The sequence below is a fragment of the Mesorhizobium sp. B2-4-13 genome (genome assembly GCF_006658535.1).
Lineage (GTDB): Bacteria > Pseudomonadota > Alphaproteobacteria > Rhizobiales > Rhizobiaceae > Mesorhizobium > Mesorhizobium australicum.
Genome location: NZ_VFVB01000001.1, coordinates 97482 through 110902, shown reverse-complemented (window position 1 = coordinate 110902; position 13421 = coordinate 97482). Strand labels below are relative to the sequence as shown.

Here is a 13421-nt window from a genome sequence, read left to right as displayed (position 1 = left end):
CCAGACCGCCGAATCGGCTATGCTGTCCACATGAATGATCTGAGCACCATCCTTTCGGAGCCCGCCGCACGGCTCGGCGCCTCGACTATCACGCTCGGCCACGTCTTGGCCGTCGCCACATTGCTGTTTCTCGGCTTGTTCGTGGCGCTCGTCATCGCGCTGTGGCGCTCGGCCAAGGCGCGCGCGGTCGCCGCAGCGGAAGCCGCCGACCATGCCCGCGACGCCGAGGCGCGGATGGCCGGCATTCTGCAATCCCAGGCCGAGATGCAGGGCCGCATGGGCGCCATCGCCGAAGTGTTCGGCGCCCGCCAAGCCGAATTGACGCAGTCGATCGGCCAGCGGCTCGACGCCATGACCGGCCGCATCGGCCAGACCATGACCGAGCAGACCAAGTCCACGCATGAGAGCCTGGCGAAACTGCAGGAGCGGCTGGCGGTCATCGACACCGCGCAAGGCAACATCCAGTCGCTGGCCGGCCAGGTCGTGCAGCTGCAGGCGATCCTCTCCAACAAGCAGACGCGCGGCGCCTTCGGCCAGTCGCGCATGGAGGCGATCGTCGCCGACGGCCTGCCGCACGGCGCCTACGAATTCCAGGCGACGCTGTCGAACGGCAGCCGGCCGGACTGCCTGGTGAAAATGCCGAACGGCGCGCCGTCGCTTGCCATCGATGCCAAATTTCCCCTGGAAGCGTGGAATGCCATCCGGGCCGCCGATAACGCCGACCTGCAGAAGGTCGCGGCCCAGGCCTTCCGCCGCGATATCGAGGTCCATGTCCGCGACATTTCGGAAAAATACCTGCTGCAGGGTGAAACGCAGGACACCGCCTTCATGTTCGTGCCGTCGGAATCGGTGTTCGCCGAAATCCACGAGAATTTCGAAGCGGTTGTCCAGAAGGCGCACCGTGCCCGCGTCATCATCGTCTCGCCTTCGCTCTTGATGCTGTCGATCCAGGTCATCCAGGCGATCCTCAAGGATGCGCGCATGCGCGAGCAGGCGCATCTGATCCAGGGCGAAGTCATCAGGCTGATGGAAGACGTCCAGCGTGTCGACGAGCGGGTGCGCAAATTGCAGGGCCATTTCGGCCAGTCGGCCAAGGACATCGAAGACATACTCGTCTCGACCTCGAAAGTGACCAAGCGTGGCCAGAAGATCGAGGCGCTGGAATTCGGAGAAGGCGAGCCCGACGCCCCGCGCGGCGGCGCCCCTGCCAAGGTGGAGGCCGCACCGCGCGCTGCCGATTCAAAGACCGGGCAGCTGAGATTGAGGGTCGTCGAAGGCGACGACTGAACGCTACTGCTCTTCGACCGTCGTCATACCCTCGAATTCCGGAAGCCAGTGCAGCGCTGACCGGTGCCAGAACTGCCGCCTCGGCACGAGTTCCTCGCGCTGCCGCGCCGTACCGACGCGGACGCCGTAGACCTTCGGTCCGTCGTCCACCGATGTCGCGTAGAGATGCGAGCCGCACTCGCCGCAGAAACCTTGGGCGCGCTTGGCGCCGCTGGACCCGGTCTTGATGTAGACCTTCGGTCTGCCCTTGGTGATCCGATAATCCTCTTCGGGCACCCGCACCGAGACGCGAAATGCCGTACCGGTCAGCTGCTGGCAATCGGTACAGTGGCAGATCGAGGTCTTCTCCGGGTCGACCTCCGCCTCATAGGTGATGGCGCCACAATGGCAGCCGCCGTCGATCTTCATCGTCATTCCTCCAACATCGATCGGCTGATTTTAGCGGCACGGAGACACGAGGCAACGGCGGGGCTCTGGTCCAGAGGCCAGAATCCCGAAAAGTGGACCGCGGTGTCGCAAAAGTTCGTACTCGAATTCTATCCGGGTGCGGATTCGATCAACTTGCGCCGCTTTTCCCAGGTGCCTGACGTCTGCGGCTTGACGAACAGCCGCGTGATCTCAGGCATCTCCTTCTTCAACCGCGCCTCGATGCGCTCGACACAGGCCTCGATCTCCGGCGCCGACAAATGGTCCTCGAATTCGATGCTCAGGCCGGCAACGATTTCTTCCGGGCCCATATGCACCGTCAGCACGCCGTTCGCCCGCTGCACCGCCGGATCCTGCTGGACGATCGCCAGCACCTTCCTCTGCACCTCGGGTGAGGCCGGCTCGCCGATGAGCAGGCCCTTGCTTTCACGCGCCAGGAAGATTGCGGTCGTGCCGAGGATGAGTGAGATGCCGATCGAGGCGGCGCCGTCGAGTTCGGGCATGTTGAAAATCTCCGCCGCCAATATGCCGGCAAAGGCGACGGCCAGGCCGAGAAGGGCTGCACTGTCTTCGAACAGCACCGTGTAGACGCTCGGGTCCTTGCTCGACTGCACGGCTTGCAGCCAGCCCTGCTTGCCCTTCTGCTTGCGGAATTCCTTCAGCGCCACCAGCCAGGAGCTGCCTTCGAAAAGGAAGGACAGGCCGAGAACGATGTAGTTCATTCTGGCGTTGGCGACCGGCTCCGGCGCCATGATATGGATGATGCCTTCGTAGAACGACACGCCAGCGCCCAGCGCGAAGACCAGAAGGGCGACGATAAAGCTCCAGAAATAGAGTTCACGGCCATGGCCGAGCGGGTGCGAGCTGTCCGCGGGGCGTGCCGCCCGGTGCATGCCGTAGAGCAGCAGGCCGCCATTGCCTGTATCGACCAGCGAATGGACGCCTTCCGACAGCATGGCCGAACTGCCGGTGAAAAAGGCGGCGGCGAACTTGGTCAGCGCTATGGCGAGATTGCCGGCGAGCGCCGCGTAGATGACCGTTCTGGAGCCGCCGTGTCCAGCCATGCAGGTTCTATCCTCTTCGAGACGGTGTAGCGGCTCTGCCGCGGAGTTGCACAGCCATCACAACGCGCCAATCGTCGGGTCGTTCAATGTGTTCGAAACCTGCTGGCGGGAAGGCCGGCTATTCCTGGATCTCGTCGGTCCACACTTTGAAGCCCGCAAGCAACCCTGGCCCGAAGATATGGGTTAGCGGCACATCCGCCGCGTCGCGGCCGGAGGCGATCAGGATGCGGCCGATGCGTGGCGCGTTGTTGCGCGGATCGAAAGCGTGCCAGCGGCCGCCGAGATAAACCTCCATCCAGGCGCAGAAATCCATGCTCGCCCAAGGCTTCGGCATGCCGATGTCGCTGATGTAGCCTGTGCAGTAGCGCGTCGGGATATTGAGTGCCCGGCAAAACGTGACGGCAAGATGCGCGAAATCGCGGCACACGCCGCTCCGTTCGCGCCAGGCTTCCGCGGCGGTGCGCGTCACCCGTGCGTTGCCGTAGTCGAAGACGATGTGGTTGTGGACGAAATCGCACACCGCCTGCACGCGCGGGATGCCTGATGGCATATGGCCGAACAGCCGCCATGCCTCGCTTGCCAAGAGGTCGCTTTCGCAAAAGCGGCTGGGCAGCAGGAACAGCAGCGTTTCAGCCGGCAGGTCGCGCACCTCATGCTGCCACGCCATCAACTCGCTCATCTCGAATGTGCCGGAGTCGCGGATCACCGCATCCGTACCGAAAGTGAAACGCCCGGGCGGGGCGACGAGCCGGTTGCACCAGTTGCCGAAACTGTCGCGATAACTCTCAATCGGCACTGGCGGGTTGGAGGTCAGGAAATCCGGGCGCTCAAGATCGGAGGCGCGGGAATAGTGGACATTGAGCATTGCGATGAGCGGCGTTTCCTGCGGAAAGTCGAAGCTCATCTCGCAGCCGATATGGATCCGCATTGTCGTCCTGACCGGCCTGCCTGACGATCACCCGCGGTGCACGGGTCGATGCTGCAGTGCGAAGACAAGCATGGCATGGACTGCCGGGGTTTACGAGCAAATTAGAAACCGGTTGAAAGCGGCCTGCCGGCGCCGGCAGCAGGCACTCGCCTCTTGCAGTCTGGCGTTTGTCTTGTTTCACTTCGTTTCCCGCAACTGGAGGAACGAATCATGGCTAAAGGTGCGATGAAGGCAGGCAAGGAAGCCCGCAAACCAAAGAAAGACGCCAAGAAGCCTGTAGCCGCTCCGGCCCTGAAGGCGCCGCCGGTCAAGGCGACGAGGATCAAGGAAAAGTAGATATCGCAGAGCGTGCATGGATTTCACCGGCGGCGTCCGACATGCCGCCGGCGAATTGTTGATTGGGCGTTCAGACACCCTATATCGACGATGCGGGGACGACCTCGCATTTCCCGAAATCCGGTTGGGACGGCCCGCCCATTGTTTGATTGAGCATCCGAAGACCTTTCGGCCGGATGTTCTGGATGGAGCGTTCCGATGCCATGGATTCTTCTGTTCTTCGCCGGCCTGTTCGAAATCGGCTGGGCGATCGGGCTCAAATACACCGACGGCTTCACCAGGCTTGTTCCGACCGTGCTCACGGTCGCGTCGATGATCGTCAGTTTGACCTTGCTTGGCCTGGCGCTGAAAACCCTGCCTGTCGGCACAGCCTATGCGGTGTGGACCGGTATCGGCACCGTCGGCACGGCGCTGCTCGGCGTCTGGCTGCTGGGCGAGCCCGCGACGGCGATCAGGCTCGGCTGCATCGCGTTGATCGTCAGCGGGATCATGGGGCTGAAATTCGCGGCCTGAATGGCCTGTCCACCGCTGACGCTATCGACCGAGCTGACATCCATGAATCGACATCCCTGAATGCAGGGAGGCTTCCCGTGGGCAACACCGACAAACGCGAAAAAGGGCCGCGCCTTGGCGCGTCCCTCATTCATCATCCATCGAGGCGAGTGCGCTGTTAGCGACCCGTAAAGCCGGGCGGTGTCCTGCCGGTGCGCTGCTTGCGTGCCGCATAGCGTGCGTCGCGCTTTGCCTTGCGCTCTGCTTCATCGGCAAGCAAACGAGCGATACGCTCGTTCTCTTCAGCTTCCCGAAGCTTGGCATCCGCTTGCGCTGCCTCTTCGGCGGCAATGCGCGCAGCTTCGGCTGCTGCCTCACGCTCGGCTTTCTCAATCGCCTCGCGTGCCAGCTTTTCCTGCTTCAGCTTGGCCTTCTCGGCCTCGCGGATCTCACGAGCCGCAAGGATCGCCTTGCGTTCGGCCTGTCGTGCCAGCACCGCGGGATCGTCTGCTGCCGGCTTTGACTTGAAGCGCTCCAGAAGCGCCTTCTTTGCCTCGGTCGCGGCATTGCGCCGCTCGAAAATGTCTTTTTCCCTGTAGATAGCCAAGTCCACTTCCTTGAAGTCTATTCGCGACGCTTACATACGCGCGAAAACCGGGAGTTCAAGCGCCAAAACGGCATGCCAGCCATGAAATTCCGGGATGTTGCACCCGGGAGACGCATTTTCCGCCGAAATCGACATGCACTGTTCACCAGCCAGCCTCTGGCGGCGCGACGGACGCGTCGCTACCTCTGGAGCATGATGCCGAAAAGGGGAAAGCGGTTTTCGGACGATATCATGCTCTATCTATCTCTTCGATTTAGGGTCGGATTCAGATTTCAGGTCGAACAGAGCTAAAATCATCCGACCCTAGCGCAACAATCAACACACTGGGATGACATCCAAATGGAACTCGGCCTCTACACTTTTGCCGATGTGAGCCCTGTGCCGGGTCCCGGCGCCATCGGTCCGCATGAGCGGCTGCGCAACCTGATCGAGGAGATCGAACTTGCCGACCAGGTCGGGCTCGACGTCTTCGGCCTCGGCGAACACCACCGGCCGGACTATGCCGCCTCGGCACCGGTCGTGGCTTTGGCCGCGGCGGCGGAGCGTTCGAAGCGCATCAAGCTGACCAGTGCGGTGACGGTATTGTCCTCCGACGATCCGGTGCGCGTTTTCCAGCAGTTTTCCACGCTCGACCTTCTGTCGGGCGGCCGCGCCGAGATCATGGCTGGGCGAGGTTCGTTCATCGAATCCTTCCCGCTATTCGGCTACAACCTCGAAGACTATGACGAGCTGTTCGCCGAAAAGCTCGACCTGCTGCTGGCCATCCGCGATCAGGTGAAGGTTACCTGGTCGGGTAGGCTGCGCGCGCCGATCAACGATCGCGGCGTCTATCCCAGGCCCTTCCAGGACAGGCTGCCGGTCTGGATCGCCATTGGCGGAACGCCGCAATCGGCCGCTCGGGCGGGCGCGCTCGGCCTGCCGCTGGCGCTTGCCATCATCGGCGGCGAACCGGCGCGCTTCGCGCCGCTGTTCGACCTCTACCGTGAGGCTGCCAAGCGCGCTGGCGGCGATCCGACGGGGTTGGCGACCAGCATCAACGTGCATGGCTTCATCGCCGACACGACCGAGCAGGCGGCGGACGACTTCTACGGCCCCCAGGCCGAGGTGATGAACCGCATCGGCCGTGAGCGCGGCTGGGGTCCGACATCGCGTGCGCATTTCGACCAGTCGCGTGGTCCCGACGGCGCGCTGTTCGTCGGCAATCCGGAGCAGGTGGCGGAAAAGATCGTGACCCAGCACAGGGTGTTCGGTAATGACCGCTTCCTGCTGCAGATGGCGATCGGCACCATGCCGCACGCCAAGATCATGAAGGCGATCGAGCTCTACGGCACCAAGGTGGCGCCGATCGTACGCAAGGAAACCGCGAAATCCGCGCCGACCGTGGCGGCGCCTGTCGCGTGAACTTAAGGAGGCCCGCGAGCCTCATTCCATGAGCCCTGGATGAGCATGCTTATCGCGTTGCCCGGTGTAGGGCCGCATCCATCATCGCGGCATGATGGATTTCGGTCGCCTCGTCGGCTGGGAACAGGCACTCGATGCGCAGTTCCTGGGCGGCGACGGTTTGGGGAGTGCCGACCGTGGTGACCATCGAAAAGTAGTCCAGGCGGCGACCGTCCTTGATGAAGCCAAGCGGAATGACCGGCATGAAGCCGATCGCCACCGGATTTTTCCAATCGCTGTTCACGTCCGGGTAGGCGAGCAGCGCCGCCAGCAACTCCCTGGTCTTTTCGTCGACGACGCGGCCGATGGATTCGCGATAGACCCGCTCGAACAGGCTCCGCGCCACGTCGGGCCAATTGGCGACGAACGGGCGCATGCCTTTGGGATCGAACATGAGGTGGAGCATGTTGCGCGGCCCTTCGCGCGCGGCCATGTCGAGGAAACAGCCGAAGAAGAGCGGTGCGGCTTCGTTGGTCATCAGCACATTCCAGTACCGGTCCATGACCAGCGCCGGATAGGGTTCATGCTGGCGCATGATGCGCGTCAGGGCGTCGGTGACGCTCTTCATTTCCATGGAGTTCCAGGCGCCTTCGGAAAACATCGGCGCGTAGCCCGCCGCCAAAAGCAGGGCATTACGCTCGCGCAAAGGGACATCGAGCGCCCCCGCGATCGCCATCAAGGTCTCACGGCCGGGAACGCTGCGTCCGCTTTCGATGAAACTGATCTGCCTTTGCGAAATGCCCGTATCGAGGGATAGATCAAGCTGGCTTCTGCCACGCACATCGCGCCAGTAACGCAAGAGCGTGCCCAGGTCGGGTGTCATGGCCGTTCTGGAGTTGGTCTTCATGCCCGCTGTCCTCGCAGTCCCTCGAACGATACACGCGATGCAATCACGCAGCGACGGCGCATGGCACCAGAAGATCCATGCGCCGTCGATCGGGTCAGGCGGCAATCGCGGCGGCGGGAGACCATGCCTGCGGCTGGAAGCGCTCTTCGATCGGCGTGCCGGCCATGTTGGTGGTGGTTGCCGCCATGGTGGAGACGCCGACGCCGGTTACCACTTCCAGGATCTGGGCTTTCGAATAGCCCGCCGAAGCAAACGCATCGATGTCCGCGTCACTCACGTTTCCCTTGTTTTCGATCAGCGCCCTCGTCAGGGCCGAGAGTGCCGCATATTTTGGGTCCGTCGGCAACCTGCCATCCCGGATCGCCTTGACTTCGCTTTCCGCAATCCCATCCTCGATAGCGAATGTCGAATGCGCGGCGACGGTCCAGGGGCATTTGATGGTGACCGCGTTGGTCAGCAGCAGCACCTGCTTTTCGATCTCGTCGAAGCTTCCGCCGTGGAAACTGCCGAAGCTGCTGACGAAACCATTGAGGAGAACCGGATTGTTGGCCATCGTCGCCATGACGTTCGGAAGAAAGCCAAACTTCTCCTCAAGCGCCTTCAACGCGGGCCTGGATTTCTCCGGCGCCGACTCGGTTGTTTGAAGGGTAAATCTTTGCATCGTGATGTCCTCTTTCAGGGGTGGGCGTAATCGTGCCGGCGACATCCTCGCCGCGCCAGCCTTGCGAGCCCTTGGGCTGCGAAGGCCTGCTCCCGTACTAGGCCCGCCGCCTGCCCGGACTCAATTACACGGCATGTAATCGTGGAACGCTCGCAGCCGAGCCGTCGGTTTGAGCTATATTGACGGCGCCGCCGCTCGAAGGCGGCCACGCCGTCAGTGCCGGCTAACGGAACCTTGAAGCCGCGCTGGCGTTTCCGTCTGCGGATTGCATCAGTTGTGATGTGCCCGCCGAGGGGATCGCGATGAAGGCCGAACCCACCGCTTTGGGCGCAGGCGTTGCCGAAGCCGAAGAATCGCGAGTGGCGGCGCGTGCCGATACGCGTCTCATGCGCTCGTTGCTCATCGGTATCTTCCTGTTCATGACCGTCTATGCGCTCTATTTCGCGCGCGCTTTTTTCATGCCGGTCATCCTAGCCTTCCTGCTGGCGCTGACGCTGACCCCAATCGTGCGGCTGCTGCGCAAGCGCGGCATTCCCGAAGTGGTTTCGGCGACGCTTCTGGTGCTTGTGTCGATCTTCGTCTTCGCAAGCGCCGGCTATGTGCTCAGTGGGCCTGTCATCGATCTCATCAACAACACATCGTCCATCGGCCAGCAGCTGACCGAGCGATTGGCGCAGTTGCGACGGCCGCTCGAGAGGATCATGGACATCGCGCACCAGATCGAAGGGCTGACCGAGACATCGCAGGAACCGGGTGTGCAAAAGGTCGCGGTAGCGCAGTCCGGCTTCTTCTCGTCGGCGGCGAGCAACATCCTGTCGGCTGGGACAAGCCTGACCATCATCTTCGTGCTGTCGCTGTTCCTGCTCGCCTCGGGCACGATGTTCTACGAGAAGATCATCCAGTCCTTCGCCAGCCTCACCGAAAAGAAGCGGGCGCTGCGCGTCGTCTACGACGTCGAGCGGGAAATCTCGCATTATCTGCTCACCGTCACCATCATCAACACCGGCCTCGGCACGGTCATCGGCCTCGGCCTGTGGGCGCTCGGCATGCCCAATCCCTTGGTCTGGGGCGCGGCGGCCGCCCTGCTCAATTTCCTACCCTATGTCGGGGCCATGATCACGCTTGTCCTGGTCACCGTCATCGCGCTCATCACCTTCGACACGATCGCCTATGCCCTGTTGGCGCCTGCCTTCCTGGTTTTGTGCGACATCATCGAAGGCCAGTTCGTGACGCCGATGGTGGTCGGGCGGCGGCTCGAGATCAACGCCGTGGCGATCTTCATCGCCATCGCGTTCTGGTCATGGCTGTGGGGCTTCGTCGGCGCCCTGATGGCGGTGCCGCTGCTGGTCGTCGTCAAGGTGTTCTGCGATCATTTCGAGAGCCTTAGCCATGTCGGCAATTTTCTCGCCGCCCAACACACGGCGGTCGTTGAGGACGAAGCCGACGAGCAGGACGCCGCGGCAGCCGGATAACCGGCGCACGGTTTGCGACGGCGGGATCGAATGCTTATATCCGGCCGATCAGTGCCCGGTGCCCTTCCCAATGAATGACGTTCCCTTCGACCTCGACGCCTATTTCGCCCGGATCGGCCATGCCGGTTCCGGGCACGCTTCGCTCGACACGCTGAAGACGCTCCATTTCCTGCATCCGCAGGCGATCCCGTTCGAGAATATGGATCCGTTTCTGGGACGCCCGGTCCGATTGGATATCGCCTCGCTGCAGGGCAAGATCGTCCTTGGTGGGCGTGGCGGCTATTGCTTCGAGCACAATCTCCTCTTCATGCACGCGCTGAAGGCGCTCGGCTTCAAGGTCGGCGGCCTTGCCGCGCGTGTGCTTTGGGGGCAGAGCGAGGACGCCATCACGGCGCGTAGCCACATGCTTTTGCGCGTCGAGCTTGACGGCCACACCTATATCGCCGACGTCGGATTCGGCGGCCTGACGCTTACGGCGCCGCTGCTGCTGAAGCCCGGCCGGGAACAAAAAACGCCGCACGAGACATTTCGCATCGTCGAGGCCGGCGATCATTTCCTGCAGGCCTTGATCGGCGGCGACTGGCGCTCGCTATATCGCTTCGACCTGCAGCCGCACTATGAGGTCGACTATTCCGTCGCCAATTACTTCCTGTCGAACAACCCGGCATCGCATTTCCTCACTTCCGTCATAGCGGCCCGCGCCGCACCCGACCGGCGCTATGCGCTGCGCGGCGATCGCCTATCGATCCATCACGTCGATGGCCGCACCGAGCAGAAGCAGATCGCCACCGCCGCCGAACTTGCCGACACGCTGGAAGGCCAGCTCGGCATCACCATTCCCGACCGCAAGGCCTTCGAGGCCCAGGTGCGCGAGAAGAAGATCGTGGAGACCAGTATATGACCGAACTTTCCGTTCTCGACTTGTCGCCGATCGTCGAAGGCAGCGATGCCTCGCAATCGCTCGCAAATTCGCTCGATCTCGCCCGCCACGCCGAGCGGCTCGGCTACAAGCGCTACTGGCTGGCCGAACATCACAACATGCCGGGCATCGCCAGCGCGGCCACATCGGTCGTCATCGCCCATGTCGCCGGCGGCACCAAAACCATTCGTGTCGGCGCCGGCGGCATCATGCTGCCCAACCATGCGCCGCTGGTGATCGCCGAGCAATTCGGCACGCTCGCCGCCCTGTTTCCCGGCCGCATCGACCTTGGCCTCGGTCGCGCTCCCGGCACCGACATGAACACGGCGCGCGCGCTGCGCCGCAATCTCGAGGCCGGCGCCGACAATTTCCCGCAGGATGTCGTCGAGCTGATGGGCTATTTCCTGCCGGCCGAGGAAGGCCAGCGTCTGCGTGCCGTGCCCGGCGAGGGCCAGACGGTGCCGATCTGGATTCTCGGGTCGAGCCTCTACGGCGCGCAGCTCGCCGCCATGCTCGGCCTGCCCTACGCCTTCGCCTCGCATTTCGCGCCGGCGGAACTCGATCATGCGCTTGACATCTACCGCTCGCGCTTCCAGCCGTCGGAGCAGCTCGAAAAGCCGCATGTCATGCTCGGCCTCAACGTCTTCGCGGCACCCACCGACGCAGAGGCGCGGCTGCTGTTTACTTCGCTGCAGCAGGCCTTCGTCAATCTGCGCACCGGCAGGCCCGGAAAATTGCCGCCCCCGGTCGAGAACTATGACCGGGATCTCGACCCTATGGCCAAGTCCATGCTCAGCCAGGCGCTGTCCTGCGCCGTCGTCGGCTCACCGGAAACAGTCCGGCAAGGCATCGATGCGTTCGTGCGACGCACCGGCGCCGACGAGCTGATGGTCACGGCGCAGATATCGGACCACGCCGCCCGCGTGCGCTCCTTCGAGATTTTGGCCGAGGCGCACAGATCGTTGTCGCAAGCGGCCTGAAACAGGCGGCCTGGAGCTTTTGCCGACGTCGATGCTCTGCTAAGTGCGGGGTATCCTTCGCAACAGCGAGCCCTGCCTTGCCCCATGATCTCGATAGACGCGAGCAGTTTGCCATCGACCTGGCGCGGCGCGGCGGCGAACTCGGCCTGAGATATTTCCGCGATCTCGACAGCCTGACCATCGAGAGCAAGGGCCATCAGGACCTGGTCTCGCAGGCCGACCGCGAGGTCGAGCTGTTCATCCGCGCTGCAATCGCCGCCGACTATCCGCAAGACGGCATCATCGGCGAGGAGCACGCCTCGGTCGCCGGCTCGACCGGCCATGCCTGGATCATAGACCCCATCGACGGCACCGCCAATTTCGTACGCGGCATTCCGGCCTGGTGCGTGGTGATCGCCTGCGCAAGGGATGGCGAGACGATCGTCGGCGTCATCCACGAGCCGTCGACCGGCGAGACCTTCCATGGCAGGCTGGGCGGCGGTGCCTTCGTCAACGGCAGGCCGATCAAAACGAGTGCGGCCACCAGCTTGCAAGAAGGCTCGGTGGGCACCGGCTTCTCAAACCGGGCCGAAGCCGAGAACATCGCCGTGCTGATCAAGAAGATCCTGGCCGAGGGCGGCGTCTTCTTCCGCAACGCGTCAGGCGCGCTGATGCTTGCCTATGTCGCCTCGGGCCGGCTGCTTGGCTATGTGGAGGAACACATGAACCCTTGGGACTGCCTCGCCGGCATGCTGCTGATCGAGGAGGCCGGCGGCACTGTGCTGAAGGCGGATCCGAAGACAGTGCTGCAGAGAGGGACACAGATTATCACCGGCGGCAAAGGCGTCTTTTCGAAGCTGCAGGAACTGTGTTCCGGGGTCTTCACGCCCTGATCAAATCCCGGGAATTGCCCGAAAACCGCTTCACACTTTCGGCATGCTCAGGCGCTCACGCTCTGCACCACTGTCCCCAGCGGGCGGCATGAATTGCGGATCATCAAACGGCCCTTGAGGACGAGCTTGCGCGGCGGCGCATCCCTGTTGCCCGCGAGACGGTCGAGCAGCAGATTGGCCGCCTGTTCGCCGATCGCCTGCACCGGCTGCGCCACCGTCGTCAGTTGCGGCTGGAACACGTCGGACCAGGGAAAATCGTCGAAGCAGGCTACCGAAATGTCCTCCGGACAGGACAGGCCGATGTCGCGGATCGCTTTCATCGTGCCGATCACCATCGGGTTGTTGGCCGAGAAGATGGCGCTTGGCCGGTCATGCAGCGACAGCAGCTGCATGGTTGCGTTGTAGCCGTCGATCTCATGGAAATTACCGGAACGAACCAGTTCCTCGGCCATCGGCAAGCCGGCGGCCTGGAGCGCCTCGCAATATCCGGTCATCCGGTCATGCATGGGTGAAATATCCGAGGTGCCGGTAATGTAGCCGATCCGCCGATGGCCGAGATTGATCAGATAGCTGATGGCGTCGAACACCGCGCGCTCGTTGTCGAGAACCACGGCGTCGGTGTCCACGCCCTCGCACAGACGGTCCAGCAACACGACCGGCACATTGGCGTCGACGACGATCCGCTCGAGGATCGCGCCGTCACCGACGCGCGCCACGATCAGCCCGTCGACCATGCGGTCGAGCAGCAGCCTGATCTGGTCGTCCTGGGTGTTCAAATCCTCGTCGGTGCAGCACAGCATGACGGCATAGCCGGCGCGGTCGAAGGCCTGCTGGATCACCGAAACGACGGCGGTGAAGAACGGGTTGGTGATGTGCGGGACGGTCAGCCCGATGGTGCGGGTCGTGCCCATCTTCAGGCTGCGGGCGATGGCGTTGCGCTTGTAGCCGATATCGCGGATTGCCTGTTCGATACGCTGGCTGAGTTCCGGGCTGACGGTCGCCGTGCCGTTAATCAGCGCCGACACGGTGGCGACCGAGACACGCGCGGCCTCCGCCACGTGAAGCATGGTGGGCGCGGTGGATCTGCGCT

Annotated in this window: 15 protein-coding genes; 8 read left to right on the top strand and 7 right to left on the bottom strand. The window is 63.1% G+C overall.

The window, feature by feature from the left end; all coding sequences use genetic code 11:
* Positions 1-30 precede the first annotated feature (30 nt).
* Positions 31-1287: a DNA recombination protein RmuC gene (locus FJ936_RS00595; protein WP_140789946.1), complete on the top strand. Its 1257-nt coding sequence runs from the start codon at positions 31-33 to the stop codon at positions 1285-1287.
* A 3-nt stretch (positions 1288-1290) separates the two neighbouring features.
* Here FJ936_RS00595 and FJ936_RS00590 read toward each other — a convergent pair whose 3' ends face one another.
* The 3 genes from FJ936_RS00590 to FJ936_RS00580 all read right to left on the bottom strand — a co-directional run bounded on the left by FJ936_RS00590 (position 1291) and on the right by FJ936_RS00580 (position 3705).
* Positions 1291-1695, bottom strand: a complete 405-nt coding sequence (locus tag FJ936_RS00590; protein ID WP_140789948.1) for a GFA family protein — start codon at positions 1693-1695, stop codon at positions 1291-1293.
* A gap of 128 nt (positions 1696-1823) precedes the next feature.
* Positions 1824-2777 (bottom strand): cation diffusion facilitator family transporter, encoded by a 954-nt coding sequence (locus tag FJ936_RS00585; RefSeq protein WP_140789950.1) that lies wholly within the window; start codon positions 2775-2777, stop codon positions 1824-1826.
* 118 nt (positions 2778-2895) lie between these two features.
* Positions 2896-3705 carry a transglutaminase family protein gene (locus FJ936_RS00580; RefSeq protein WP_140789952.1) on the bottom strand — a complete coding sequence of 270 codons (810 nt, stop codon included), beginning with the start codon at positions 3703-3705 and terminating at the stop codon, positions 2896-2898.
* 210 nt (positions 3706-3915) lie between these two features.
* Between FJ936_RS00580 and FJ936_RS31135 the strand changes: the two genes are divergently transcribed.
* Together FJ936_RS31135 and sugE are read left to right on the top strand one after the other, a co-directional pair.
* Positions 3916-4041 (top strand): hypothetical protein, encoded by a 126-nt coding sequence (locus FJ936_RS31135; protein ID WP_015314442.1) that lies wholly within the window; start codon positions 3916-3918, stop codon positions 4039-4041.
* Positions 4042-4239: 198 nt separating this feature from the next.
* Positions 4240-4554 (top strand): quaternary ammonium compound efflux SMR transporter SugE, encoded by a 315-nt coding sequence (sugE, locus tag FJ936_RS00570; protein WP_140789954.1) that lies wholly within the window; start codon positions 4240-4242, stop codon positions 4552-4554.
* Between the two features lie 157 nt (positions 4555-4711).
* On the opposite strand, the gene FJ936_RS00565 is transcribed toward sugE, so the two are convergent.
* Positions 4712-5140, bottom strand: a complete 429-nt coding sequence (locus FJ936_RS00565; protein ID WP_015314444.1) for a DUF6481 family protein — start codon at positions 5138-5140, stop codon at positions 4712-4714.
* A gap of 339 nt (positions 5141-5479) precedes the next feature.
* Between FJ936_RS00565 and FJ936_RS00560 the strand changes: the two genes are divergently transcribed.
* Complete coding sequence (locus tag FJ936_RS00560; RefSeq protein ID WP_015314445.1) at positions 5480-6541, top strand: LLM class flavin-dependent oxidoreductase; 1062 nt, start codon at positions 5480-5482, stop codon at positions 6539-6541.
* A gap of 49 nt (positions 6542-6590) precedes the next feature.
* On the opposite strand, the gene FJ936_RS00555 is transcribed toward FJ936_RS00560, so the two are convergent.
* Positions 6591-7427 (bottom strand): helix-turn-helix transcriptional regulator, encoded by an 837-nt coding sequence (locus tag FJ936_RS00555; protein WP_140789956.1) that lies wholly within the window; start codon positions 7425-7427, stop codon positions 6591-6593.
* Positions 7428-7521: 94 nt separating this feature from the next.
* Positions 7522-8088 carry a carboxymuconolactone decarboxylase family protein gene (locus tag FJ936_RS00550; protein WP_140789958.1) on the bottom strand — a complete coding sequence of 189 codons (567 nt, stop codon included), beginning with the start codon at positions 8086-8088 and terminating at the stop codon, positions 7522-7524.
* Between the two features lie 302 nt (positions 8089-8390).
* Here FJ936_RS00550 and FJ936_RS00545 point away from each other — a divergent pair, with 302 nt between their 5' ends.
* The 4 genes from FJ936_RS00545 (at position 8391) to FJ936_RS00530 (ending at position 12331) form a co-directional block, all read left to right on the top strand.
* Positions 8391-9560, top strand: a complete 1170-nt coding sequence (locus tag FJ936_RS00545) for an AI-2E family transporter (RefSeq protein WP_015314446.1) — start codon at positions 8391-8393, stop codon at positions 9558-9560.
* Positions 9561-9630: 70 nt separating this feature from the next.
* Positions 9631-10461: an arylamine N-acetyltransferase gene (locus FJ936_RS00540; protein WP_141905995.1), complete on the top strand. Its 831-nt coding sequence runs from the start codon at positions 9631-9633 to the stop codon at positions 10459-10461.
* Positions 10458-11459 carry an LLM class flavin-dependent oxidoreductase gene (locus FJ936_RS00535; protein WP_140719225.1) on the top strand — a complete coding sequence of 334 codons (1002 nt, stop codon included), beginning with the start codon at positions 10458-10460 and terminating at the stop codon, positions 11457-11459. The genes FJ936_RS00540 and FJ936_RS00535 overlap by 4 nt, the downstream gene beginning before the upstream one ends.
* Before the next feature lie 77 nt (positions 11460-11536).
* The gene (locus tag FJ936_RS00530) at positions 11537-12331 is read left to right on the top strand and encodes an inositol monophosphatase family protein (RefSeq protein ID WP_140789960.1); all 795 of its coding nucleotides are present in this window, start codon (positions 11537-11539) and stop codon (positions 12329-12331) included.
* A gap of 47 nt (positions 12332-12378) precedes the next feature.
* Here the strand turns inward: FJ936_RS00530 and FJ936_RS00525 are convergent, their stop codons facing one another.
* Positions 12379-13398, bottom strand: a complete 1020-nt coding sequence (locus FJ936_RS00525; RefSeq protein WP_140789962.1) for a LacI family DNA-binding transcriptional regulator — start codon at positions 13396-13398, stop codon at positions 12379-12381.
* Positions 13399-13421: the final 23 nt, after the last annotated feature.

What these genes read in the sequence shown, in the direction of transcription:
- FJ936_RS00595 (WP_140789946.1), top strand. Translation starts at nt 31, where the DNA reads ATGAATGATCTGAGCACCATCCTTTCGGAGCCCGCCGCACGGCTCGGC.
- FJ936_RS00590 (WP_140789948.1), bottom strand. Translation starts at nt 1,695, where the DNA reads ATGAAGATCGACGGCGGCTGCCATTGTGGCGCCATCACCTATGAGGCG.
- FJ936_RS00585 (WP_140789950.1), bottom strand. Translation starts at nt 2,777, where the DNA reads ATGGCTGGACACGGCGGCTCCAGAACGGTCATCTACGCGGCGCTCGCC.
- FJ936_RS00580 (WP_140789952.1), bottom strand. Translation starts at nt 3,705, where the DNA reads ATGCGGATCCATATCGGCTGCGAGATGAGCTTCGACTTTCCGCAGGAA.
- FJ936_RS31135 (WP_015314442.1), top strand. Translation starts at nt 3,916, where the DNA reads ATGGCTAAAGGTGCGATGAAGGCAGGCAAGGAAGCCCGCAAACCAAAG.
- sugE (WP_140789954.1), top strand. Translation starts at nt 4,240, where the DNA reads ATGCCATGGATTCTTCTGTTCTTCGCCGGCCTGTTCGAAATCGGCTGG.
- FJ936_RS00560 (WP_015314445.1), top strand. Translation starts at nt 5,480, where the DNA reads ATGGAACTCGGCCTCTACACTTTTGCCGATGTGAGCCCTGTGCCGGGT.
- FJ936_RS00555 (WP_140789956.1), bottom strand. Translation starts at nt 7,427, where the DNA reads ATGAAGACCAACTCCAGAACGGCCATGACACCCGACCTGGGCACGCTC.
- FJ936_RS00550 (WP_140789958.1), bottom strand. Translation starts at nt 8,088, where the DNA reads ATGCAAAGATTTACCCTTCAAACAACCGAGTCGGCGCCGGAGAAATCC.
- FJ936_RS00545 (WP_015314446.1), top strand. Translation starts at nt 8,391, where the DNA reads ATGAAGGCCGAACCCACCGCTTTGGGCGCAGGCGTTGCCGAAGCCGAA.
- FJ936_RS00540 (WP_141905995.1), top strand. Translation starts at nt 9,631, where the DNA reads ATGAATGACGTTCCCTTCGACCTCGACGCCTATTTCGCCCGGATCGGC.
- FJ936_RS00535 (WP_140719225.1), top strand. Translation starts at nt 10,458, where the DNA reads ATGACCGAACTTTCCGTTCTCGACTTGTCGCCGATCGTCGAAGGCAGC.
- FJ936_RS00525 (WP_140789962.1), bottom strand. Translation starts at nt 13,398, where the DNA reads ATGCTTCACGTGGCGGAGGCCGCGCGTGTCTCGGTCGCCACCGTGTCG.